The organism is Croceivirga sp. ABH4_376 (assembly GCF_056160685.1).
This window is the reverse complement of record NZ_JBSWXQ010000011.1, coordinates 16,123-39,910: the sequence shown is the minus strand read 5'-3', so window position 1 is coordinate 39,910 and position 23,788 is coordinate 16,123. Positions and strand designations below refer to the sequence as shown.

21 protein-coding genes are annotated in these 23,788 nt (G+C 36.9%); 8 read left to right on the top strand and 13 right to left on the bottom strand.

The features are described from left to right. Positions 1–59: 59 nt before the first annotated feature. Positions 60–818 carry a hypothetical protein gene (locus ACXAGS_RS15330; protein ID WP_474907991.1) on the top strand — a complete coding sequence of 253 codons (759 nt, stop codon included), beginning with the start codon at positions 60–62 and terminating at the stop codon, positions 816–818. Here ACXAGS_RS15330 and accD read toward each other — a convergent pair. The 3 genes from accD to tamL are packed head-to-tail and all read right to left on the bottom strand — an operon-like array spanning position 811 to position 5,408. After that, positions 811–1,689 (bottom strand): acetyl-CoA carboxylase, carboxyltransferase subunit beta, encoded by an 879-nt coding sequence (gene accD, locus ACXAGS_RS15325; RefSeq protein WP_474907990.1) that lies wholly within the window; start codon positions 1,687–1,689, stop codon positions 811–813. The genes ACXAGS_RS15330 and accD overlap by 8 nt on opposite strands. A gap of 24 nt (positions 1,690–1,713) precedes the next feature. Continuing rightward, positions 1,714–2,781: a class II fructose-bisphosphate aldolase gene (gene fbaA, locus ACXAGS_RS15320; protein ID WP_474907988.1), complete on the bottom strand. Its 1,068-nt coding sequence runs from the start codon at positions 2,779–2,781 to the stop codon at positions 1,714–1,716. A 53-nt stretch (positions 2,782–2,834) separates the two neighbouring features. Continuing rightward, a complete protein-coding gene (tamL, locus tag ACXAGS_RS15315; RefSeq protein ID WP_474907986.1) occupies positions 2,835–5,408 on the bottom strand; it encodes a translocation and assembly module lipoprotein TamL in 2,574 nt (857 codons plus the stop codon). A gap of 40 nt (positions 5,409–5,448) precedes the next feature. Between tamL and ACXAGS_RS15310 the strand changes: the two genes are divergently transcribed. After that, entirely contained in the window at positions 5,449–6,171 is a 723-nt protein-coding gene (locus ACXAGS_RS15310) for a TrmH family RNA methyltransferase (RefSeq protein ID WP_474907985.1), read from the top strand. A gap of 6 nt (positions 6,172–6,177) precedes the next feature. Here ACXAGS_RS15310 and porT read toward each other — a convergent pair whose 3' ends face one another. Both porT and ubiE read right to left on the bottom strand, forming a co-directional pair. Beyond that, positions 6,178–6,876 carry a type IX secretion/gliding motility protein PorT/SprT gene (gene porT, locus ACXAGS_RS15305; protein ID WP_474907984.1) on the bottom strand — a complete coding sequence of 233 codons (699 nt, stop codon included), beginning with the start codon at positions 6,874–6,876 and terminating at the stop codon, positions 6,178–6,180. A gap of 4 nt (positions 6,877–6,880) precedes the next feature. Continuing rightward, a complete protein-coding gene (ubiE, locus tag ACXAGS_RS15300) occupies positions 6,881–7,609 on the bottom strand; it encodes a bifunctional demethylmenaquinone methyltransferase/2-methoxy-6-polyprenyl-1,4-benzoquinol methylase UbiE (protein WP_474907982.1) in 729 nt (242 codons plus the stop codon). 181 nt (positions 7,610–7,790) lie between these two features. On the opposite strand from ubiE, the gene trkA reads away from it, so the two are divergent. Both trkA and ACXAGS_RS15290 read left to right on the top strand, forming a co-directional pair. Next, the gene (gene trkA / locus ACXAGS_RS15295; protein ID WP_474907981.1) at positions 7,791–9,140 is read left to right on the top strand and encodes a Trk system potassium transporter TrkA; all 1,350 of its coding nucleotides are present in this window, start codon (positions 7,791–7,793) and stop codon (positions 9,138–9,140) included. Beyond that, complete coding sequence (locus ACXAGS_RS15290; RefSeq protein WP_474907979.1) at positions 9,140–10,630, top strand: TrkH family potassium uptake protein; 1,491 nt, start codon at positions 9,140–9,142, stop codon at positions 10,628–10,630. Before trkA ends, ACXAGS_RS15290 begins: the two co-directional genes overlap by 1 nt. 2 nt (positions 10,631–10,632) lie before the next feature. On the opposite strand, the gene ACXAGS_RS15285 is transcribed toward ACXAGS_RS15290, so the two are convergent. Both ACXAGS_RS15285 and ACXAGS_RS15280 read right to left on the bottom strand, forming a co-directional pair. Next, a complete protein-coding gene (locus tag ACXAGS_RS15285) occupies positions 10,633–11,823 on the bottom strand; it encodes a pyridoxal phosphate-dependent aminotransferase (RefSeq protein WP_474907978.1) in 1,191 nt (396 codons plus the stop codon). Between the two features lie 15 nt (positions 11,824–11,838). Beyond that, positions 11,839–12,939 carry a fatty acid desaturase family protein gene (locus ACXAGS_RS15280; RefSeq protein ID WP_474907976.1) on the bottom strand — a complete coding sequence of 367 codons (1,101 nt, stop codon included), beginning with the start codon at positions 12,937–12,939 and terminating at the stop codon, positions 11,839–11,841. Positions 12,940–13,043: 104 nt separating this feature from the next. Here ACXAGS_RS15280 and rsmG point away from each other — a divergent pair, with 104 nt between their 5' ends. Then, positions 13,044–13,682: a 16S rRNA (guanine(527)-N(7))-methyltransferase RsmG gene (gene rsmG / locus ACXAGS_RS15275; RefSeq protein WP_474907975.1), complete on the top strand. Its 639-nt coding sequence runs from the start codon at positions 13,044–13,046 to the stop codon at positions 13,680–13,682. 1 nt (position 13,683) lies between these two features. Here rsmG and ACXAGS_RS15270 read toward each other — a convergent pair whose 3' ends face one another. The 6 genes from ACXAGS_RS15270 to ACXAGS_RS15245 all read right to left on the bottom strand — a co-directional run bounded on the left by ACXAGS_RS15270 (position 13,684) and on the right by ACXAGS_RS15245 (position 20,264). Next, positions 13,684–14,688 (bottom strand): DKNYY domain-containing protein, encoded by a 1,005-nt coding sequence (locus ACXAGS_RS15270; RefSeq protein WP_474907974.1) that lies wholly within the window; start codon positions 14,686–14,688, stop codon positions 13,684–13,686. Between the two features lie 85 nt (positions 14,689–14,773). Then, positions 14,774–15,337 (bottom strand): DinB family protein, encoded by a 564-nt coding sequence (locus ACXAGS_RS15265; protein WP_474907973.1) that lies wholly within the window; start codon positions 15,335–15,337, stop codon positions 14,774–14,776. 369 nt (positions 15,338–15,706) lie between these two features. Next, entirely contained in the window at positions 15,707–17,335 is a 1,629-nt protein-coding gene (gene pruA, locus ACXAGS_RS15260) for an L-glutamate gamma-semialdehyde dehydrogenase (protein ID WP_474907972.1), read from the bottom strand. A gap of 73 nt (positions 17,336–17,408) precedes the next feature. After that, positions 17,409–17,795 carry a Co2+/Mg2+ efflux protein ApaG gene (gene apaG, locus ACXAGS_RS15255; protein ID WP_474907970.1) on the bottom strand — a complete coding sequence of 129 codons (387 nt, stop codon included), beginning with the start codon at positions 17,793–17,795 and terminating at the stop codon, positions 17,409–17,411. 3 nt (positions 17,796–17,798) lie between these two features. Then, positions 17,799–18,989 (bottom strand): DUF3667 domain-containing protein, encoded by a 1,191-nt coding sequence (locus tag ACXAGS_RS15250; RefSeq protein WP_474907969.1) that lies wholly within the window; start codon positions 18,987–18,989, stop codon positions 17,799–17,801. A gap of 30 nt (positions 18,990–19,019) precedes the next feature. Then, positions 19,020–20,264, bottom strand: a complete 1,245-nt coding sequence (locus tag ACXAGS_RS15245) for a type IX secretion system plug protein (RefSeq protein WP_474907967.1) — start codon at positions 20,262–20,264, stop codon at positions 19,020–19,022. Positions 20,265–20,410: 146 nt separating this feature from the next. On the opposite strand from ACXAGS_RS15245, the gene ACXAGS_RS15240 reads away from it, so the two are divergent. From ACXAGS_RS15240 to ACXAGS_RS15230, 3 genes are read left to right on the top strand one after another with little or no spacing between them, the layout of a single operon-like run. After that, a complete protein-coding gene (locus ACXAGS_RS15240) occupies positions 20,411–21,763 on the top strand; it encodes a Na(+)-translocating NADH-quinone reductase subunit A (protein ID WP_474907966.1) in 1,353 nt (450 codons plus the stop codon). Between the two features lie 3 nt (positions 21,764–21,766). Further along, positions 21,767–23,038, top strand: a complete 1,272-nt coding sequence (locus ACXAGS_RS15235) for an NADH:ubiquinone reductase (Na(+)-transporting) subunit B (RefSeq protein ID WP_474907965.1) — start codon at positions 21,767–21,769, stop codon at positions 23,036–23,038. Between the two features lie 2 nt (positions 23,039–23,040). Beyond that, positions 23,041–23,784 (top strand): Na(+)-translocating NADH-quinone reductase subunit C, encoded by a 744-nt coding sequence (locus ACXAGS_RS15230; RefSeq protein WP_474907964.1) that lies wholly within the window; start codon positions 23,041–23,043, stop codon positions 23,782–23,784. Positions 23,785–23,788 lie beyond the last annotated feature (4 nt).

Sequence of the window (23,788 nt, the reverse complement as noted above, 5' to 3'; positions counted from 1 at the left end):
TAAACCAGTTTTTGCAATTAGCCATGCTAAAGTACGTTAGCTAGATTAAAGTACGATGAATGCGTATTAGATTAGGTGCATACAGTATAAAGTTTAAAACACTTTTTGCTAAAGATTTAGGGTTAGATAAAGACTATAACAATATTAAGGTGGAGTTTTTGCAGCGGGTGTTTCACGTATGGTACATACCTATTTTCCCTGCTGAAAAGCACTACCGTGTAAAAAGTAAGGATACCAATAATTTAATAACGGAAACATCTGCCGGTTTACGAACGGCTATTAATTTGAAATTATTAAAACTTAGGGCACCTTTTTGGAGTTACACCGGTTCTTTTTTAATAGCCCTACCTATTTTACTGGTATTTGGGTGGTTTATTTTCAATGCAGGGACAGAATTGAAACATGATTTTAATAAGAAACAACGTACTAGTGCTAGAATTTCTGATAAGGAAACTTTGGTAGCGGCCCCAACTATTGGCGATGTCTATACTTTTAAAGTACTAGAGGTAGAGGCTGTTACAAATGCTAATGGCCACGTGGCTAATTACAAGGCCAATCCCTATTTTGCACCGGAGACTATGGATTATGAGTTAAACTTTATTAAAGGAGACTCGTTGGGGTTTTTAAGAACACCCGACCAAAAATTTTTGATGCATAAAAATAAAGTGCTGAAGGAGTTTACTTTGGCAAAAAACCAAACGGCTAAGGCCGTAAAAGGGTATCAGGATTACAAGGTTTTAGTAAAACCAAATGTAGCTGGTGCTAAAAAGAAACTACTGATAGGAATTTTTGAGATAAAAAAAGAACCTGTTAACTAACAGGCTCTTCTTCTAATGTTCTTAAAGGTTGATTTGAAATCAAATCGATATACAAATTCACTTTTTTCTTTAAATCCCTTCTATGGACTATAAAATCCAAGAAACCGTGCTCTTTTACAAATTCCGCTGTTTGAAAACCATCTGGCAATTCTTTACCGGTGGTATCTTTTACAATACGTGGGCCGGCAAAACCTATTAAGGCGCCCGGTTCTGAAATATTAATGTCTCCTAGCATGGCGTAAGAAGCGGTTGTACCACCAGTTGTTGGGTCTGTACATAAAGAAATGTATGGAAGTCCTGCATCTGCTAATTGGGCTAGTTTTGCAGAAGTTTTTGCCATTTGCATTAAGCTGTGCGCTGCTTCCATCATACGGGCACCACCAGATTTAGAAATCATTAAAAATGGTAATTTCTTTTTTCTGGCATGGTCAATTGCGCGAGCAATTTTTTCACCTACTACCGCACCCATGGAACCGCCAATAAAGCTAAAATCCATACAGGCTACTACCAAATCTTTACCCATAGATTTGCCAACTGCTGTTCTAACTGCATCTTTTAGACCAGTTTTTTCTTTAGCAGCTTTTAATCTATCGGTATATTTTTTGGTATCCTCAAACTTTAAAGGGTCTTTTGCCGTAAGGTCTTCATCTAACTCTTTGAACTTATCATCAAAAAGAATTTCAAAATATTCCTTACTACCAATTCGTACATGATAATCATCCTCTGGGCTAACATAGAAATTTTTTGCTAACTCGTCAGATTCAACAATTTTACCTGTTGGTGATTTATACCAAAGGCCTTTTGGAGTGTCTTTTTTTTCTTCCGTCCGGGTCTGTATTCCCTTTTCTTTTCTTTTAAACCAAGCTGTCATATGCCGGGGGAAATTAATTAATAATTATAGTGTATTTGTATTGTTAAGGTCTTCAAAAGCCTTTTTCAATCGGTCAGAAAAAGCTTTTTCACCTTCTCTTAACCATACACGAGGATCGTAAAATTTCTTGTTAGGAACATCGTCTCCTTCTGGGTTACCAATTTGTCCTTGTAAATAATCTTTTTTGCCTTGTACATAATCACGTACACCGCTTAAGAAAGCATATTGCAAATCGGTATCAATGTTCATTTTGATTACCCCGTAACCAATAGCTTCCCTTATTTCTTCAACAGTAGATCCAGAACCGCCGTGGAAAACAAAATCTATATTGTTTTCTTCAACACCGTATTTCTCTGTTACGTATTCTTGTGAATTCTTAAGGATTTTTGGTGTAAGTTTTACGTTACCAGGCTTGTATACCCCATGTACGTTGCCAAAGGCAGCTGCAATGGTGAATTTTGGGCTTACCTTAGAAAGCTCTTCGTAAGCGTAAGCAACCTCTTCTGGTTGTGTGTAAAGCTTAGAGCTGTCAACATCTGTATTATCTACACCGTCTTCTTCACCACCGGTAACACCTAATTCAATTTCTAAAGTCATGTCCATTTTGGCCATACGCTCTAGGTATTCTTTACAGATGGCTATATTTTCTTCTAATGGCTCTTCGGAAAGATCTATCATATGAGAAGAAAAAAGAGGTTTCCCGGTTTCCTTAAAGTGCTTTTCACTAGCATCTAAAAGACCATCTATCCATGGAAGTAATTTTTTAGCACAGTGGTCTGTGTGTAAAATTACAGTAGCTCCGTAAGCCTCTGCCATTTCGTGCACATGTTTTGCACCGGCCACTGCACCTAATACGGCAGCTCTTTGGTTTTCATTAGATAAGCCTTTACCTGCATTAAATTGAGCACCTCCGTTGGAAAATTGGATAATAACTGGCGCATTTAGGGCGGAAGCCGTTTCCATTACTGCGTTCATGGTGTTGGTGCCAATTACGTTTACCGCTGGTAAAGCAAAGCCCTTCTCTTTAGCATAATTAAAAATTTCCTGTACTTGATCTCCTGTAGCAACTCCAGGTTTAATGTTATGTGCCATTTTAGTCGGTTTCTTGTTTTTATCAGGTGGTAAATGTACTAAAATATTTAGGCTTAGAAAGGATAATTGATTCCTATGTTCCAAACTGCTTCGCCCAAGTTAAAATCTGTGAACCAGCGATCGGTATAATCCAAGGCAGGATTGTAGGTTTTGAAACCTAAATCTAATCGAATAACAAAATATGATAAATCATAACGGAGGCCAAAGCCACTACCCAAGGCCATATCTCCTAAAGAATTAATGCCGTTGAATTGCGCATCTGGGTCCGTAACATTGTCAAATACGTTCCAGATATTACCGGCATCTGCAAATAAAGCTCCTTTAATATCGCCAAGTATGGGAAAGCGATATTCTAAATTCAGTCCAATTTTAAAGTTTGCTTCATTAAAATCATTAACATCATCTGTTTTGCCTGGGCCTAAAGAATATACATTCCAAGCCCTATTATCATTAGAGCCACCGGCAAAATAACTACGTACAAAAGGGATGCTGTTAGCATTGCCATAAGGTACCGCTAAGCCAACAAATCCTCTAAAGGCAATTACATTGTCTGGGTTTAGTTCCCAATGTTTAATGTAATCTAATTCTCCTTTTATGTATTGTGAATAAGGTACGCCAAAAACTAGTCCTTGGTCGTTTTTTTGTTCAAACGGAATTATGTTTTCTGTAAGCGAAAGTAAATTACCGGCACTCTCTATTAATGCTCTAAAAGAGTAGAAGGTATTGTCCGTAAGGTTTTCCCTATTGTTTTGCGAAAATGTATAGTTGGTGGTAAAAATTAAGTTGTTACTGGTTAAACGGTCTTTACGTTCCTGTATACTTCGCACGGTTTCTAAATTGTCTTGGGTAATATCAAAACCTGGTGTTGTAACAATATCTATAAAGTCTTCTGTTCCTTTTGGAATAAGCAAACGCAAGCTATCAATTTCACTATCAAAAGCTTCAAAAGAGTTTGCAAGTTCAGGATATTCGTTAGGGTCTTGGTATAAGTTGGCAATTTCGTCTAAGCGATCATAGGTGTTGTTGTACACATTAAAAAAATCGTTTACATCCGTATTTCTAACAAATTCAATATTCAATAATTCAATATTGTGCTTTTTTAAAGTTGTTGGCGACCAAGAATAGGAAAGTACTGAGTTTAAAGATTGGCGGTCCAGTCCAATATTATTCTGAAAAGATGTACCTACAGAAAGTCTTGTTTGCGGTAGCATGTAATAGGGTATTACTTTTTCCGTGTTAAAAGGGAACCAAATTCTCGGAAAGGTTAGGTTTATATCGCCTCCCAATTCTGAACTTATACTTTCGTTGGAAATATCACTATCCAAAAATCCAATAGAACCTCTAGCGGATAAACTTAATGTTTCTGCGCCGCCAAATACATTTCTTGTAATAACAGATCCGCCAAAGCCAATGCCAAGTTGCTGTATGTTAGAGCGCGTAAGCTCAAAGGATGCATCTAAAGAATATTTTGGTCTTGCTGCCAAATAAACGTCTGCAGTTAAAAGACCTGTAGTATCTATAGGGGTTAATTCTATATTAGGATATCTAAACGTATTTAAATTGGTAACCTGCCTGTTGGTGCGTATGTAATCCAAATCTCTATAAATGCTGTCTTTTTCAAAAAAGATAGCATCTGTTAGGGCTTTGGGGCTGTATTTTAGTTTGTCTTTAAAGTATATGGTATAATTCTCATGCTGTATGGAGTCTAGGCTGTTTGTGTCCGTATCATAAGAATAATCTGGATAAATATTGATCTTGTTGAACCGATGTACTTTATAAGGCTTTGCCGTTACGGAATCGTTGTTGCTTCTAGGGTTATTAACGTTAAGGGTAATGTCCATTTTTTGGTCATCATTACCTTTAATGGTATCTCTAATAATATCAAAGTTAATAGAGCTTTCTTGAAAATTGTAGATGCCGCTATTCCTGTACAAAGTGGTTAGGCGTTCCCTTTCTTTGTTAAATTTGTCCAGATCAAACTGTTGCTTAACCTTTACTTTAGAGCTGTCTGCGTTTTTTCTGTAGATAGAATCTAATTCCGAGGTTGCTATTTTGGTGTCAAGACTGTCTATAAAGTAAGGATTTCTTAAAGTGGCTTTATAGGTTATGCTTGCCCGTTTTTCTTTTTTACTAGGTGCTACCGTATATTGGGCGGTTGCATTAAAGTAACCTTTAGTAGCATAGTAGGCAGCAAGCCTTTCGGCAGATTTTCTTGCTTTGGAGGTGTCAATAACAACTGGTGCTTCGCCTGTGTTTTTTAAAAATTCATTGTAACCGGTTACCAAAAAAGAATTGCCCAATCGTTCTACTTGTTTAGCCGATAAAAAATTAGTTAGCCTTTCTTTGCGTTTTGGCTTTTTGTTTAACCATGCATTGTAGAGCGAATCTGGATTGTCCTTTGCTAGATTGTATAAGTTTAACCTAAGTGGGTATCCTAAAATATTACTATTGGGTTTTTGGGAAATAAGATTTTTTATGACTGGGTCTTTGGTTTTTACGCTGTCTATCAAAATCTCATTCTCGGTAAGCAAATATTCGTCTTCGCCTACCTTTTTTACCGCATTACAAGAGAATAAGGCAATTGCTACCAATATTAAAACTAAATTTGCCCTTCCTTTTTTTAGCACCTATACTTGTATTAAGAATTCAAAAATAACGTGATTTGCCATGGTGAGCAAAAAGTGGTTAAAAGATGTTAAGCGATTACATCAAAAAAAATACCGAAATGAACTTGAACTTTTTTTTGTTGAAGGAATTAAAACGGTAAAAGAGCTATTACAATCTAATTATAGTCTAGAAAAACTCTTGGTAACCGCTGAACATAGTGATGAATTCAAGGATTATGAATACGACGAAATTACGTCGGTAGATTTAAAAAAAATAAGCGCATTAAGAACGCCCAGTGGTGTGCTTGCTATTTTTAAAATGCCTTCCGTAGTAAAAATCAAAGAAGTTGATTGGACGTTGGTTCTGGATGATGTGAGGGATCCGGGCAATTTAGGTGCCATTATAAGATTATGCGATTGGTTTGGGATTCAACGTCTGGTTTGTTCCGGACAAACCGTAGACTGTTATAATCCAAAGGTGTTACAGGCCACTATGGGTTCAATTGCTAGGGTACAAGTAGAATATGCAGATTTAACCTCCTTTTTTAATGCGAACACATTACCGGTTTATGGTGCCTTTATGGATGGGGCATCTGTTTACAAAGAAAGTTTACCAAATAAAGGTGTTTTGGTTATGGGTAATGAGGCAAATGGTATAAGTAAAGAAGTTGAGGCCTTTTGTAGTAAAAGGGTTTGTATACCGCAATTCGGTAGTCCGCATACGGAAAGCCTTAATGTGGCTACGGCAACCGCTATTTTATTGAACGAACTTAGAAGGCCTTAGTTTTGGCTACTCAAAAGTAAAATTTACAAAGATTCCCCTTGTTCTCATACTTTCTATGTTTCCCGTCCAAGGGCTGTTAGGGTCGTTATCTGGAATAATTTCATTGGTTAGGGCAAAAACGCCTCTTATGGAAGGCGTGAATTTGAAAAATTCGGTATAAATATCAATTCCAAAACCAAGTTCGTAACCGTAAACATTCTTTTTCATTCTAAATTCTCCAGAAGAATTATCATCTAAACTATCTTCTTTTGCACCAAGGTTAATGGCGCTGTAACCACCAGCGGTTATAAAAGGTTTTATATTGTTATATCTTTTGGTGCTTAATTTTACTAAGAGTGGAAATCGAATGTAGGTAGAGCGTACTTCCCTAATGGCATCTTGTGTAGTGGTAAACCCTGGAAAACCTAGGTCTCTTTGGGCGTAAAGTAGTCCAGGCTCAAAACGAAGGTCTACAAATTCGTTAATGCGCATTTCTCCAATAAGGCCAACGTTAAATCCAATGCCCTTGTTCACTAATACGTCTTGCCCAATATCGTTCTTGTATTCAAACTTAAAATCGTACTGGTTAAAACCAAGGTAATAGCCGTAGTTTAAAAACGCTTTGTCTTCGTTTTGTATGTTAATAATAGGGTCTTTGCCAAATAGTTGTGCTTGGCAAAAGGCCGTGAATAACAGAAAACTACTTAGTAGAAGTTGTTTTTTCATTTGCTTATTTTGAGGCTACATATATAGTTGCCACCCCTAATGTTTGAGGTTTGTTCTCTACACGTATAAACCCCGTTTTCTTCAAAATATTGTTGAAAGCCTCGCCAAATGGAAAAACAGCTGCAGATTCTGATAGGTACTTGTACGCAACTTTATCTTTAGAAAATAGTTTGCCAATAGTTGGTAAAATGTATCTGCTGTATAATTGATAGCCTTGTTTAAAAGGAAATTTAGTAGGTACGGAAGTCTCAAGAACCACAAAGGTTCCGCCTGGTTTCAAAACCCGATTAATTTCGGTTAGGCCTTTTTCTAGATTTTCAAAATTTCTAACTCCAAAGGCAACTGTTATGGCATCAAAAGTATTGTCTTCAAAAGGAAGGTTCTCGCTATCTCCTAGAACCATCTCTATAGTTTGGTCTAGCTTTTTTTCTGTTACCTTTTCTTTACCAACGGCAAGCATGCCTGGAGATATATCTAATCCAATTATTTGTTTGGCTCCGGTTCTGTTTAAGTTTATGGCCAAATCTCCGGTACCTGTAGCTATATCCAATATTTTTTCAGGATTGGTCTCGGCAACAATTTTAACAACCTTATTTCGCCATTTTACGTCTATGCCCAAAGAAATAACTCGGTTTAAGCCATCGTAATTCTTAGAAATGGTGTCGAACATCTTGGTTACTTGGGCTTTCTTGCCTAAATCACTATCCTTGTACGGATTTACGTGCTGCGCCATAAAACAATTTTATTGGCAAAGATACAATAACCAAACCTAGGTAGCAGATAAGTTAATTGCAATAATAAATTGATTACTTTTGCTGCCATAAAAGAATTAAATCCTTGGGATAAAGTGTTTTGTAAACCAACCCAAAAAAACTTTCCCATAAAACTTAGATTTTTTAATTAGAAGATAGGTAATGAAAATAATCATTGCAGGTGCTGGTGAGGTAGGATTTCATTTGGCAAAATTGTTGTCTTATGAATCACAAGAAATAACATTAATAGATACAGATAAGGAAAGTCTGGGTTATGCAGATACGCATCTGGATATTAGGGTGTTACGCGGAGATGCAACCTCTATTGAGGTCTTGCAAGATGCCAAGGTAGAAGCTTCGGATTTGGTAATTGGAGTTACCGCATCTGAAACAACGAATATTACCCTTTGTATGCTGGCCAAGCAATTAGGTTGCAAACAAACCATTGCTAGAATTTCCAATACAGAGTTTATATACAATCAAGATATTCTTCGCTTTAACGAGCTTGGTATAGACGAATTAATTTCCCCAGAGCAGTTAGCGGCTTCAGAAATTCAGTTGTTGTTAAATAAGTCTGCCTTTAGCGATACTTATGAGTTTGAAAATGGATTGCTAACCATGGTAGGGGTATTTTTGCCAAAGAGTGCCCCATTTGTGGGGAAATCTGTTAAAGAGGCAGCACGTGTATTTCCAGAATTACATTTTATGCCCATAGCCTTACAGCGTATGGGAACCCAATATACGCTGATACCTCGTGGGGATACTGTTTTTAAAGAAGGAGACCAAGTATATTTTGTTACTTGCCAAAATGGGGTAGAAGAGCTTTTAAAGCTTACTGGAATGCAAAAGCGTGAGATTAAAAACGTGATGATTCTTGGTGGTAGTAAAGTTGGGTTTAAAACGGCCAGGGATCTTTGTTCAAAAAAATTCAACGTAAAGATTTTTGAAAAGAACAAAGAAAAAGCAATGGATTTGGCAGAGAATCTGCCCAATGCCTTGGTAATTAATGGAGACGGGCGTAATGTAGAATTACTAGAAGAAGAAAGCTTGGAATCCATGGATGCTTTTGTATCGGTTACCGGTAATTCTGAAACCAATATCATGTCCTGTTTGGTGGCAAAATCCAAGGGTATTAAAAAGACCATAGCTTTGGTAGAGAACATGGATTATTTTCAGTTATCCCAATCTATAGGTATAGATACCTTAATCAATAAAAAACTTTTAGCGGCCAACAATATATTCAGGTTTGTACGCAGGGGAGAGGTATTGGCCTTAACCAGGTTAAATAACTTAAATGCCGAGTTGTTAGAGTTTGAGGTAAAACCCGGCTCTTACGTTAACGGTGAAGTAATAAAAGAATTAGATTTTCCTAGGGAAGCCATAATAGGCGGGGTAATCAGAAAAGGAGAAGGTATAATTGCGTTAGGGGATTTTAGAATAACCACAGGCGATAAGGTGGTAGTTTGTGCATTACCTAAGGCAATTGCCAAAATAGAAAAGCTGTTTTTATAATGCGATTCAATTTTAGGATCATTTTACACATAATGGGGCTATTGCTATTGTGCAATGGTTCTTTTATGCTTTTGGCCGGTATTGTTAGCGGTATCTATAAAGATGGCGCAACCATGGAGATTCTTTCAGCGGCTATAGTTACCATGCTTGTAGGTGTTATGGCAATGTTTTATACCAGAGGGCATAGAAAGGAAGTAAAGAAGAAAGAAGGCTATCTTATTGTTACTTTTGGATGGTTAATCATGTCAATTTCTGGGATATTGCCCTATATATTTTCGGGTTCCATTCCCTCCTTAACCGATGCTTTTTTTGAAACCATTTCTGGATATACTACAACTGGGTCTTCAATTTTAAACGATATTGAAGTTTTACCGGAAGGTATTCTATTATGGCGCAGTCTTACTCATTGGATAGGTGGTATGGGTATAATTGTATTGGCTATCGCCATATTACCGTTATTGGGTATTGGGGGAATGCAGTTGTTTTCTGCCGAAGCTCCCGGTCCGGGCGGTGACAAGTTACACCCTAGAATTACGGATACTGCAAAACGATTGTGGTATATCTATGTTGGATATACCTTGGCAGAAACCTTATTGCTCTGGGCTGCAGGTATGACTTTTTTTGATGCAATAAACCATGCTTTGGCAACCTTGAGTACCGGAGGTTTTTCAACAAAAAATGCCAGTGTAGCCTTTTATAATTATAGCCCGGTTATACAGTACATTATTATCATATTTATGTTTCTGGCGGGTACTAACTTTGTGATGAGTTACTTTGCCTTTACGGGCAAAATTCAGCGCGTATTGCAAGACGAAGAATTTAAGGTATACGCAATCTTTACTATAAGTTTTACTTTAATCTCTGGTTTTATTGTGTGGTTGCAGGCAGATGTGCCTGTCTCTGACTACCATCCTATGGTTTGGGGCGAAGCGGAAAGCGCTTTTAGACACTCACTTTTTCAAGTAGTGGCTATAATTACAACTACTGGATTTGTTACCGCGGATTTTACCAATTGGACTCCTTTTTTAACGGTATTCTTTTTTGGTTTAATGTTTTTGGGTGGTTGTGCTGGTTCGACTTCTGGTGGAATCAAAGTAATGCGCCACCTTCTAATTATCAAAAACGGTTTATTGGAGTTTAAACGGTCTTTGCATACCAATGCTATTATTCCTGTTCGGTTTAACAACAAATCCGTGAGCGAACATATTGTATACAATATAATTGGCTTCTTTGTACTCTATATGCTGCTATTTATAATAGGAGCCTTAGTGTTAAGTTATTTAGGTTTGGATTTTGAATCAGCAATTGGTGGTTCTGCTTCTTCGTTGGGTAATGTAGGTCCGGCCTTGGGCGATTTAAATCCGGTGGTGAATTTTAGTGAGCTTCCAGATGTGGGTAAGTTATGGTGCTGTTTTCTAATGTTATTAGGACGGCTAGAGTTATTCACCGTCCTAATAATATTTGTGCCTTATTTCTGGAAAAAGGTATAAACCTAAAGTACTGCTTTAATCCTAGCTACCGCTTCTTTAATTTCATCAACGCTTGCAGCATAGGAAATACGAATGCCATTTGGATTTCCAAAGGCATCTCCAGTAACGGTTGCTACGTTTGCATTTTCCAAAATATACATAGCAAAGTCAGATGCGTTGTTAATTTTTGTTCCGTTTAGCTCTTTTCCAAAATAGCTCGAAATATTTGGGAACACATAGAACGCCCCGTCTGGTTCGTTGCATTCAAAACCAGGAATGTCATTTAAAAGTTCAAGAATTAATTTTCTTCTATTCTTAAACTCATCTACCATATATTGGATGCGTTCGGGGCTTTCTTCTAAAGCAGTAATTACAGCACGTTGCGCAATACAATTGGCACCACTGGTAACTTGTCCTTGTAGTTTGTTGCAGGCTCTAGCTATGTAACTAGGCGCGCCTATGTAACCAATTCTCCAACCGGTCATAGCAAATGCTTTTGCAACTCCGTTTACCGTCACGGTTCTGTCGTACATATCTTCAAACTGAGCCATTGAGGCATGCGCCGTAACACCGTAATTTATGTGCTCATAAATTTCATCGCTTACCACAATAATTTGTGGGTGTTTTTGTAAAACATCGGCTAGGGCACGTAGTTCTTCTTTACTATAAATAGACCCACTTGGGTTGCACGGAGAGCTATACCAAATCATTTTGGTTTTTGGGGTTATAGCCGCCTCTAGTTGCTCCGGGGTCATTTTAAAATTAGAAGCTATTGTAGTAGGTACTTCTACGGGTACCCCGTCTGCTAGCTTAACAATATCGCTATAGCTAACCCAATAAGGGCAAGGTAAGATAACTTCGTCTCCTTTGTTTAATACTGCTTGTGCAACATTGTAAAGCGATTGTTTGGCGCCCGTAGAAACAACTATTTGAGAAGGCTCGTAAGTAAGACCATTATCTCTTTTAAATTTAGTAATAATAGCTTGCTTTAAATCGGCATAACCGTCTACTGGGGTATAGGAGTTATAGTTTTGGTCTATTGCCGCTTTAGCTGCTTCTTTAATATAGTCTGGAGTGTTAAAATCTGGTTCTCCAAGACTTAAACCTATTACGTCTTTTCCTTCAGCCCTTAAAGATCTTGCCTTTGCCGCCATCTCTAATGTAGCAGATGGTACTAAGCTGTTAATCCTGTCTGATAGTTGCTGGTTGCTCATGAATTTATCCGTTTACTAATATTGTAAAGTAGGTTCTTTACCTAACTCTTTTAAATGTTTAAAGTGCGAAATTATAGCTTTTCTAGTGGTTTGGTATTCGTTATACGGCAAATTGAATTCTGAAGCGGTCTCTTTCACAATTTTGGCAATATTTGTGTAATGTATGTGGCTTATGTTCGGGAAAATATGGTGCTCTACTTGGTGATTTAAGCCTCCTGTAAACCAGTTGATAATTTTATTTTTAGTACCAAAATTAACCGTAGTAAACAATTGATGGATTGCCCAAGTGTTTTTCATGTTGCCTGTTTCATCCGGTAGTGGTGTTTCTGCTTCTTCTACTATGTGGGCTAACTGAAAGACTACACTTAAGATTAAACCGGCGGTGTAATGCATTACAAAAAAACCAATTAATACATGCCACCAAGGAATATCAAAAAATAGGATAGGTAGTAAAATCCATATGGTAAAATACAAGGCTTTGGTTATAGCAAGGGTACTCCAATTTAAGACCGGGTTTGGTAATTTACCGTAAGATAATTTTCTCTTGGTATAGCTATACATTTGTTTAAAATCTGTTGTTATAGCCCAATTAAAAGTGAGTAACCCATACAGTAGAATGCTGTACCAATGTTGGAATTTATGGTGTTTTTTCCATTCGGCGTGTTCAGAAAAGCGCAAGATCCTACCCGCTTCCATATCTTCATCATGTTCATGTATATTGGTATAGGTATGGTGTAATACATTATGCTGTACTTGCCAATTATATACATTACCTGCTAAGAGGTACATGCTGCTACCCATCATTTTGTTAACCCAACTTTTTTGGCTGTAAGAACCATGATTGGCATCGTGCATAACATTCATACCTACACCTGCCATTCCTACGCCCATGACAATGGTAAGTAAAAACTGTGCCCAAGTGGGTAAGTTTAAGGATAGCATTAAAAAGTAGGGAGTTAAAAATATGGCAAACATGATTAATGTTTTAAGGTGAAGTTGCCAATTCCCTGTTTTCTTTAACTTTTGCTCTTTAAAATATTGATTTACGCGTTTGTTTAGTGTTCTAAAAAAATTAGTGGCGTCCCTGCGTGGAAAACGTATTGAATCTTGCTGCATAATATTGTTTTAGGATACCTTCAGTTCTAAAATTTCTTAATTGCATGTATCCAATTTTAAGTGCTTAAAAATACTACTTTTGCTCCAAAATAAATCTTGTTTGCATGAAAGCCGATATCATTTATAAATATTTTACGAAACTCACAGACGATCAAAAGGTAAAGTTTGGGCAGTTAGAGGAGTTGTACAAGGATTGGAATCAGAAGATAAATGTGGTATCCCGTAAAGATATAGATGAGTTGTATTTAAGGCACGTACTACATTCCCTTGGTATTGCAAAGGTTCAAGATTTTAAGGATGGTGCAGAAATTATAGATGTTGGTACTGGCGGTGGCTTTCCGGGTATACCGTTAGCAATTATGTTTCCCAATGTTAAATTTACATTGGTAGATGCCATAGGGAAAAAGATAAAAGTGGTTAAAGAGGTGGTAGATGGGCTTGGATTGGCCAATGTTGCTGCTCATCATACTAGAGTGGAAGAATTACCAGGTCAGTTTGATTTTATAGTGAGCAGGGCGGTAGCCGCTATGCCAACTTTTGTGCATTGGACCAAAGGTAAAATCAAAAAAGATTCAGTTCATGAACGTAGAAATGGTATTCTTTACTTAAAAGGTGGTGATTTAACCGAAGAATTAAAAGGTTATCGAAATATAGAAGAGTTTAACCTAAGTATTTTTTTTGATGATGATTTTTTCGAAACCAAAAAAGTAGTTTATCTGCCCCAAAAGTATAACGGTAAATAGTTTAGTTTGCGGGGTTGGGTGCTAATTCGCCCCCATTATAAGTGCCATGCTTATCTTCTACACCATACCCAACCTTTTGTAAGGTAAATGTTGCCGCATCTGCTCCGGTTATTAGTTGGTCTTTGTAGTAAACATTTTCTTTGTCTTTACCGTACCAAACCCCAACAATCTCAAAGTTTTCGCTATCTACGTTCTTTAAAGGCTTTCCGGCAAAGAAAATATGCTCGCCACATCTTAAATATTCTTTATTTAATAACCGGGTGCTTATTGCAGTGTTGGCTCTAATTGTAGTTATAGGGGAGGTAATCGTGGTGTCCCCTGGTTGATTTAAGTAATAAATATGCTCATTGTCATAAGCATAGTAGCTGTCTTTAAAGACATCAAAATTTTCTACGCTCGCTAATGGTAAGGTATAAAAATTGCCGTTAATGTGTGTGTAAACAGAATTTTTGTCCTTACTGTAGTGCTCATTTAAATGTTCAAAGCTTTCAAAGTTTACATCTACCAGTGCATTCCGGTAAAAATAATGTGCTTTATCCTTTGCCCAATCTATCTCATAATATGAAAAACTATTTGGGTCGGCATCATTAATTATGGTAGCGGTATATTCTTTTAAGTCAGGTGTATTGGTATTCGTAAACGTATATACATGTTTATCGTCAAATCCAATATAATAATTTAGGTAGCCTTCTTTAGTATAAAATTTTTCTATAGAAATGGTATTCATGTTAATAGCATCGGCAAAATAATAAATTTGGTTATCGTCTTTACTTAAGTAGGGATTAAGTACTTTAAACGAAGATACGTCCGCCTTCATTGGGGTTTTTCCTAGCGCAAACCAATTGCCTTGTCGGCTCCAGATAATTCCTGTTTTGTTTTTGTTATAATAATGGTTTTTAGAAATTTCTGGGTTTACCGGTTTGCCAATAGGGCTGCAACTATTTAATAAAAAAGTAAAGGGGTAAAGTGCTAAGCCTAGGATGAAATTACCAATACGTTTTTTCATGATGGTGCAATTAATCTAATTAGTAACGGTGCAAATTAGAAAAGATTGCAATTAAAAACACCCCTGAAAACGGGGTGTTCTTCAATTATTGTTGGCTCCATGGCGGCGTAACATTGTTAGACCTGGCATAAGCAATTAATTGGCCTTTATGTTCCCCTGCGTGCTCTAATATGATTAACAAACCAGCAAGTCTATTAAACTTTGCAAAACCAAAATCTACCTCTGAACCAAAATTTTCTGCCTTTTCCTCTGTAATTTTGGATAAAATAAATTCGTTGGATTTTTTCAATGCAGCTAGTACGTTCTCTTTCCCTTTTATGTTCGCCTCCATAGTCATAAAATCGGTATCGGCAGGGGGTGTATAGCCCATTTTAGTGGCTAAAAAATAATTGGCAGCAGCAACATGTAAAATGGATTCTCTTACAGAGCGTATTCCCTCTGCTGGTTTCCAATCATATTGCTTTTCATCAAAAGCATTTGCTAATTGTTCTACTTGTCCTTGAACCATACTAAGCATCCCCTTTAAGGTTTCTTGTACAAGTTGGTTCTCATTACTGGCTAAGGCAACATTATTTAATTTGGTTGGTGTATTCTGCGCCGTGGCAAAAAAGCAAAACATGCTAATGCAAATTCCAAGTACGGTTTTCATAGTGGTAAATTGTTAGTTTCTAATTTTATTAAGGAAAGTTAACAATAAAACCAATAGCCTTATTTAATTTAGGCGAATTTAATTCTTTGAATATTAATGAAATAGGTTGTAATAATAGGATGTGCGATATTTTTCCGCAAAAATTTTTATATAGTCCCAAATATCTTCAAATTTCAGTTTCGTTTTAATAAACAATCTTTCTACTGCATCCTTCATAATCAATACGTTTAAAGCACTAAGTTCTGTAAATAACATTTAAAACACAATTAATTAACGTTAAATTTACATACAATAGTATTTACAGACCGGCTAAAAAAGAAAAGCCTTGCAAACGCAAGGCTTTTACTTAATATTAATTAGGATTGTTTTTTAACCTAAAAACGGATATCTGTAATCTACTGGGGTAACAAAAGTCTCTTTGATAAGTCTTGGAGAAACCCAACGTAATAAATTTTGAGCAGATCCTGCCTTGTCATTTGTTCCAGAGGCTCTAGCACCGCCAAATGGCTGCTGACCAACTACGGCACCTGTTGGTTTGTCATTTATATAAAAGTTACCAGCACTGTTTTGTAATGCTTTTGTAGCTTCGTCAATGGCATAACGATCTCTTGAAAGAACAGCTCCTGTTAAAGCATAGATAGATGTGTTGTCGACTAATTTAAGCGTGTTGCTCCAATTTTGATCTTCATATACATAAACGGTAACCACGGGCCCAAATAATTCTGTTTCCATGGTTTCGTAGTGTGGGTTTGTAGTTAAGATAACCGTTGGCGCTACAAAATAGCCAGTGCTTTTATCATAATTTCCACCAGCAACTATTTCTGCTTCAGAACTTGCTTTGGCTTGGTCTATAAATTTGGCTAGCTTATCAAAAGAGCCTTCGTGGATAACTGCAGTAATAAAATTACTCATGTCTTCCGGTGAACCAGGTTGGTTAAAGCTTTCTAAATCGGCCTTAACATAATCTAAGACGTCAGTTGCTAAAGACTTTGGTAAATAAACCCTAGAAGCAGCACTACATTTTTGTCCCTGAAATTCAAAAGCTCCACGTGTAATAGCGGTTGCTACCTGCTTGGCATCTGCTGACGGGTGTGCTATTATAAAATCCTTTCCACCTGTCTCTCCTACAATTCTAGGATAGGTTTTATATTTATCAATATTGTTTCCAATTTGCTTCCAAAGATTTTTGAAAACATGGGTAGAACCAGTAAAATGAAGTCCGGAAAAGTCTGGACTAGATAGTGCTACATCAGAAACCATTACGGGATCACCCATTACCATATTGATAACGCCGTCTGGTAGCCCAGCTTCTTTAAATACATCCATGATAATTTTGGCAGAATATACTTGACTGTCACTTGGTTTCCAAAGTACAACATTACCCATCATTGCGGCGCTTGCAGGTAAATTACCGGCAATTGCTGTAAAGTTAAAAGGGGTTATTGCATATATGAAACCTTCTAACGGTCTGTATTCTACTCGGTTCCATAATCCTTCTGCAGATTCTGGTTGCTCTTGGTAAATTTGACTCATAAATTCAATATTGAATTTTAAAAAGTCAATCAGTTCACATGCGGCATCTATTTCTGCTTGATGAATTGTTTTGGATTGCGCAATCATTGTTGCAGCGTTGATTTTTGCTCTATATGGACCGGCAATTAAATCTGCAGCCTTTAAGAAAATGGCGGCTCTTTGCTCCCAGGTTAAATTGGCCCATTTTTCCCTTGCATCTAAGCTGTTTTGAATTGCTTTTTCTACATGGCTCTTAGTGGCTTTATGAAAAGTTCCAACAATATGTTTATGGTCGTGTGGTGGGGACATAGTTTGGGTGTCGCCCGTTTGTATTTCTTCGCTGCCAATATATAGCGGAACTTCTACCTGACTATTATAAAATGCTTTGTATTGCTTTAAAACTGCTTCGCGCTCTGGACTTCCCGGAGCATAGCTTTTTACAGGTTCGTTTATAGCTGTAGGAACTTGAAAGAATCCTTTACCCATAGTTGTTGTAATTAGAATTTATGATTACAACAAAGGTAGCAAAAGGGTTATGGTTTGTGAAATATAAACTTAATTAGTTCATAGCGAACGGAGCAGCAAACTTAAAGGTAGGTACTTCTGCCTCAAAGGTTTCGCCAGATACCAATTCTATTAAGGTATAAAAACCTTTCATGGCGCCTATAGGTGAAGCTAGTAAGCAGCCACTACTGTAGGAATGTGTTTTGCCAGGTAAGATTACTGGTTTTTTGCCTATAACACCTTCTCCGTCTACCGTTTCTAAGTCTTTAAGTGCATCAAAAATATCCCAATGTCTTGTTATTAATTGAACGGATGCATTGGTTTGATTTTCGATAGAAATGGTATAACCAAAAGCGTAATGCATTTTATAGTTCTTAAAGAATGTGCCTTCAAATGAAGTTTCTACAGAAATTTTAATACCATTGGTGACTTGCGTAATCATACTTTAATATGTAATAGCGCTTCCAGTAAATAAAAGCACAATGCTTATTGTTGCTAAAAATAAAAATACCGTGTTTAGAAACAAGTACTTTATAATTGTTTTAAGAACTCCTTGGCTGTAAAATTTTCTCATGGCCTGAAACAGGTATATGGAGAATAAAAGAATAAATAACCACATGCTGCTTGTGCCAAAAATCCAATCTATTAGCCAGCTAAGGATGAGCAAGATAAACATTAAGGACTGGTTATGGAAACTAAAGATTAAATGATCGGTATAGGTATAATTTTTTCGGATGTAAGCGAGTTTTATAAAGACCGTAAATATGGGCATAAAGAAGAATATTACAAATGGGAGCTTGCCAATGGTATCGTTTATCCAGTAGTCCGGTTCTGCTAAAGCACGCAAAAAACTTCTGGATCCGTTAAAGGCCATTTTGGTGCTCCAATTGTCTTTTACACTGTATTTTTCTTTGGCCTGATTAAAACTTTTTATGGAGTCTCTTTTTATCATGGCCATAAAAAACTCCATTTTATCCGTAAAACTTGGGTCGTTAGCTTGTAATTCTGAATAATACTTTTTGGGGTTACTGACCATTATAGAATCAGAAAGTCGTTCCTTTTCAATTATTTTATCAAGATTTTTGGTAATTGAGTCTAGTTGCTCCAGCCCTTTTATTTTTTCTATTTCAGACTGGTCTGTAGAATCAGTTATAGTGGTGGCAATGGCTTCTGTCTCTGAAATGCGAATTGAATCTAATTTTTTGAACTTTTCAGAATCCGCAAAACTAAATCCGTTTTCAATGTTCATCTGGTTTTCTAGATCAAGGTCTAAAAAGCTATCATAATTACTATTTAGGTTAACCAGTATAAAGTAGATAAATGCTAGGCTCAATAGAAACCTAAAGGGATTGGTGTAGGCTATTCTTTTACCGGCAATATAATCTTTAGTAATGCTACCTGGTTTTAGGAGCATAACATATAGGGTGCGTACTAGTTTGGAATCATAATTTATAACACTTGATAGAAATTCATTCACAAAATCTTTTAGTGTCAATTTTTTGGTGCTGTTGGCTTGGGAGCAATTGGGGCAATATTTGTCGCTAATATCTAACGGATGCCCGCAATTTAAGCAGCTAACACCACGGTATTTTAATTGGTAGCGTCCAGTATTGGCGGGCCAATTTCCTTGTTTCATTTTTTAGGTTGGTTTGTGCCCTAAAGATAACTAATTGGTTATAGTTTCTGAGTTTGTATTGCCTATTCCTATTAAACTATCATATACATCTCCAAAATTTCTAAAATATACCAATATTAAGTAGTTGTTTTCCGTAAAATGAAAATCACCGCTAATGAAATTTGGCTCAACGCTACCATCTTCTTTTACCATTACATATTTATAATTGTAAAAACCTTGCTTAAAGGGATAGGCTAATTCATAATAACCGGTTTCTTCATTATAGGCCATTTTATTTTCTTCGGTAAGGTCGTAATTGTTAAACTTACCGGTAACATAAATATTGTTAAGGCCTAGTTCAGCGGTATATGGGAGTTTAAAGTGAACCAAAGTGTACTCCGCTTCCCTAGAAACATCAGTGCCCTGTAGGGTCCTTATTTGAAAGTCGCCATTTATGTCAGGGAAATATGTATACTTTTGGTCCCTTCTCAATTGGTTGGCAAATAGGTAATGATGATAGACGTCTGTATATTCAATTCTAGAAATGGCAAATGTAGGGGAGCGTAAATCCTTTGTGTCAAAATTTAAATATTCGTTGCCGCCATAAAATGATGCTTCTTGATCGTATTTATATACCAATTCGTTGCCAAGGGTAAACTGTGGTTTTAGGTTGTTAATGCTAGTATTCCATTGGTAATTTTGAACAATACTTGTTTTTATTTGTTCTTTTGGGTTTACCACTTTTACGCTAGAAGTGTTAATGGTAAATTGAATTACTTGTTTGGTGTTTAGAAAATTAAAATCCCTTGATCTTTTTACCGTGGCACTTACCGCTGCTTTGTTTTCATAGATTAAAAAACGCCTGCTAAATTGTATGTCGCCGGCACTATTATAAATTTCTAGCATGTAATTTCCGCTAACCTTAAAGGAAACTTCATCATTGGGTAAAGTTAACGTGTAATTGCTGTAGGGTTGTAAGGTGTTGTAGCTATTTTCATAATTGATGATGCGTTGGTTATCCGCGCCGTTCAAATATTGTGATTTTAATAGTTGGGAAGGGGTCCAATCGTAATCGCAATGTATTATTTTGTAATAGTAATCTTGTTCGCTTGCTGTAAGGTCGTCAAACGTTAAATTTATACTTTCTCCCAGCTGTATTATTGGGAATTGTTCTTGGGTTGGGCCAACAAAAACAATACTTTTTATAAAATCTGGCGGATTAACCTCTACCTGTTCTTGGCCATAACTTTTAAAGATTACTAAAAATAGGGCTAATTGTTTGATCAAAACACGCATAAACAGCAATAATTTTGGGTAAAGGTAAACAAAAAGTGTGCCTAGGTATATCTAATCGATGTCTGGTCAAATTTCTGGTTAAATTTTATCGGAATTGTTCTTTTTAGTAGTATTTTTGTGACCGATTTTTAAAGGTCTCAAAACATATGTCCAAAGACATCCGAATCAAGAAAGGGTTGGATATCAACCTTGTCGGGGCAGCGGAACAAACAACTTCAAAAGCCGTTAGCAGTAACGTCTACGCCCTGAACTTAGAAGATTTCCATGGGATAACTCCCAAAATGTTAGTTAAAGAGGGAGCTGAAATAAAAGCTGGTGAACCCTTATTCTACAACAAAAACAGAGAGGATATGCTGTTTGTTTCTCCCGTAAGTGGAGAATTGGCAGAAATTGTACGTGGTGCAAGAAGGCGTATCCTTACGTTAAAAATCCTTGCGGATAAAGAGCAGGTTTACAAAGAAAGCGATAAGCTGGATTTGAATACCGCAGATGCGAAAGCTGTTAGGGAATTGTTGTTGGGTTCTGGTTGTTGGGCTTTTATAAAGCAGCGTCCCTATGACATTATCGCCAATCCGGATAGGGTGCCTAAGGCAATTTTTATATCGGCATACAACTCTGCTCCTTTGGCTGCAGATTTTGATTATGCGCTAAAAGGAAAAGAGAAAGAGTTGCAAGCTGCCATCCATGCGTTGAAATTATTAACGCCAGGTAAGGTTCATGTATCAATAGGTAACGCTGCAACTTCGCCATTTGCTTCTTTAGAGGGTGTTACCTTGCATAAAGTTTCTGGTCCACATCCTGTAGGCTTGGTGGGTACACAGATTAATAAAATTGATCCTATTAATAAAGGAGAGACGGTTTGGACCGTTACTCCGCAAGATTTGGCAATCATTGGTGAGTTTTTATTGACAGGAAAGTTTAATGCTGAGCGCACCGTTGCATTGGCAGGCTCATCTGTAAAGACACCTAAATATTATACTACCAAGATTGGAGCCGAGCTATCTACGTTTTTGTATGCTAGCGGTGTAAATGGCGATAATTTTAGGGTTATAAACGGTGATGTGCTTACTGGTGCCAAGACGAGTCCAGATGGTTATCTAGGGTTTTATAACAATACGGTAACGGCAATTCCAGAAGGGGACGATTATGAGTTCTTTGGTTGGAACAAGCCAGTTTTCAATAAAATTTCTTCTACAAGAGCATTAACCTTCTCATGGTTAAATCCAAACAAGAAATATGATTTGGATACCAATACCAATGGGGAGCATAGGGCTTTTGTGGTTACAGGTAAATATGAGAAAGTTTTTCCATTAGACATTTATCCACTACAGTTGCTAAAAGCTTGTATGGTAAAAGATTTAGATGAAATGGAGCAACTTGGTCTTTATGAGGTAGCCCCGGAGGATTTCTCATTAACAGAGTTTATCTGTATTTCTAAGCAACCGCACCAACAAATAATACGCGAAGGATTAGATTTATTACATCAAGAAATTGGATAGGTTATGGGTTTAAAAGAAAAGATGCATGAGTTAAAATTAAAGTATCAAGGCAAAAAAATGGCGCCTGCCTTCAATGCCTTTCATACTTTTTTATACGCTCCAAACGAGACAACGCACTCTGGTGGTCACATTAGGGCTGTAGACGATTTAAAAAGAACCATGAATACCGTAATCTTGGCATTAGTGCCATGTTTAATTTTTGGTATTTTCAATGCGGGTTATCAGCACTATTCAGCAATTAATGGTTTTCCTGCGGAATTCTCATTATTTGAGCATTTTATTAATTGGGATAATTTTATTCTTGGTGTTACCACCATCTTACCGCTGGTTATTGTTTCTTATGGGGTAGGACTGATTGTTGAATTTATTTTTGCGGTAATCAAAGGACACGAGGTAGAAGAAGGCTATTTGGTGACTGGGATGTTGGTTCCGCTTATTGTTCCTGTAGATACACCACTTTGGATGTTAGCTGTGGCGGTAATCTTTGGTGTAGTTATTGGCAAAGAAGTTTTTGGTGGTACGGGAATGAACATTCTTAATCCGGCATTAACTATTAGGGCTTTCTTATTCTTTGCTTATCCTACTTGGATGAGTGGGGACAAGGTTTGGGTACATGGTGCTAAGGCAGGTGTTACACAGGCCGGTTCTACAGATGCCATTTCTGGTGAAACGGTATTGGGGTATTTGGCTCAAGGTAATACAGAGGGCATGTATGCTAAATATGATTTAAGTGAAATGTTCTTTGGTTTTATTCCTGGATCCGTGGGCGAAACTTCTACGTTCTTAATCTTATTAGGAGGCTTGTTTTTGATTTTTACCAAAATTGCTAGTTGGAGAATCATGTTAAGTGCTGTTCTAGGTTCCTTGGCAATGGGACTCATTTTTAATGGTGTTGTAGAATTTGGATGGATACCTGAGTATAGTAAGTTTTATGGTCTAATGAGCTTTGATTTCTGGCAACATTTAATTGTTGGTGGTTTGGCCTTTGGTATTGTTTATATGGCTACAGACCCTGTAACCGGCTCACAAACCAATAAAGGGAAGTGGATTTACGGCTTTTTAATCGGGTTTATATCTGTAATGATACGTGTCTTTAATCCAGGTTACCCAGAAGGTGTATTCTTGGCAATTTTGTTGATGAATGTTTTTGCGCCAACTATTGACCATTATGTGGTTCAGGGTAATGTAAAGAGACGATTAAAAAGAATGAAAAATGCTACTATCCTACCAAATGTAGGGGAGGAAGCAGAACAATTAAAAGCAGAAACGGTTTAGTCATGGCAATGAATACAGACAAAAATTCGTATACCGTTATATTCGCCGTTATCATGGTGGTTGTGGTAGGTTCTATCTTGGCTTTTTTATCTACAGGGTTAAGGTCTAGAATTAATGAGAACGAACGTTTTGAAAAGCAACAAAACATCCTTTATGCAATGGGTGTTAACGAAAATGAAGGAGATGGAGACGTATCCTTTATTCCTACGGATAAAGTAGAAGAAACCTTTTCAAAATACATTAAAAAGCAAATTATCCTTGAAGGCGATAAAACTACTGAGGATCAAGAGGCTTATTTAATTGAAATGAAAAAGGAGTTAGATATCATCAAAAAAGGAGGTGAAGGAAAATTACCCTTGTTCATCGGAGAAAAAGATGGTAAGGAATTCTACATCATTCCTATGTATGGTAAAGGTCTTTGGGATGCTATCTGGGGGTATATTTCTTTAGATAAGAACCTTATAGTGCAAGGCGTGTATTTTGATCATAAAGGAGAAACTCCTGGTCTTGGGGCCAACATTAAATTACGTTTCTTCATGGACGACTTTAAAGGTGAATCCATTGAAGATGGAACACGTTTAGCGGGTATTGAGGTTGCTAAAGGTAATAACGATCCTTTAAACCAAGATAAAGAAGATAATCAAGTAGATGCCTTGGCAGGTGCTACCATTACGGGTAATGGGGTTTCTGCAATGATTAAAGAGGCGTTAACCTTATACAAACCTTATTTAACTACATTAAAATAATATT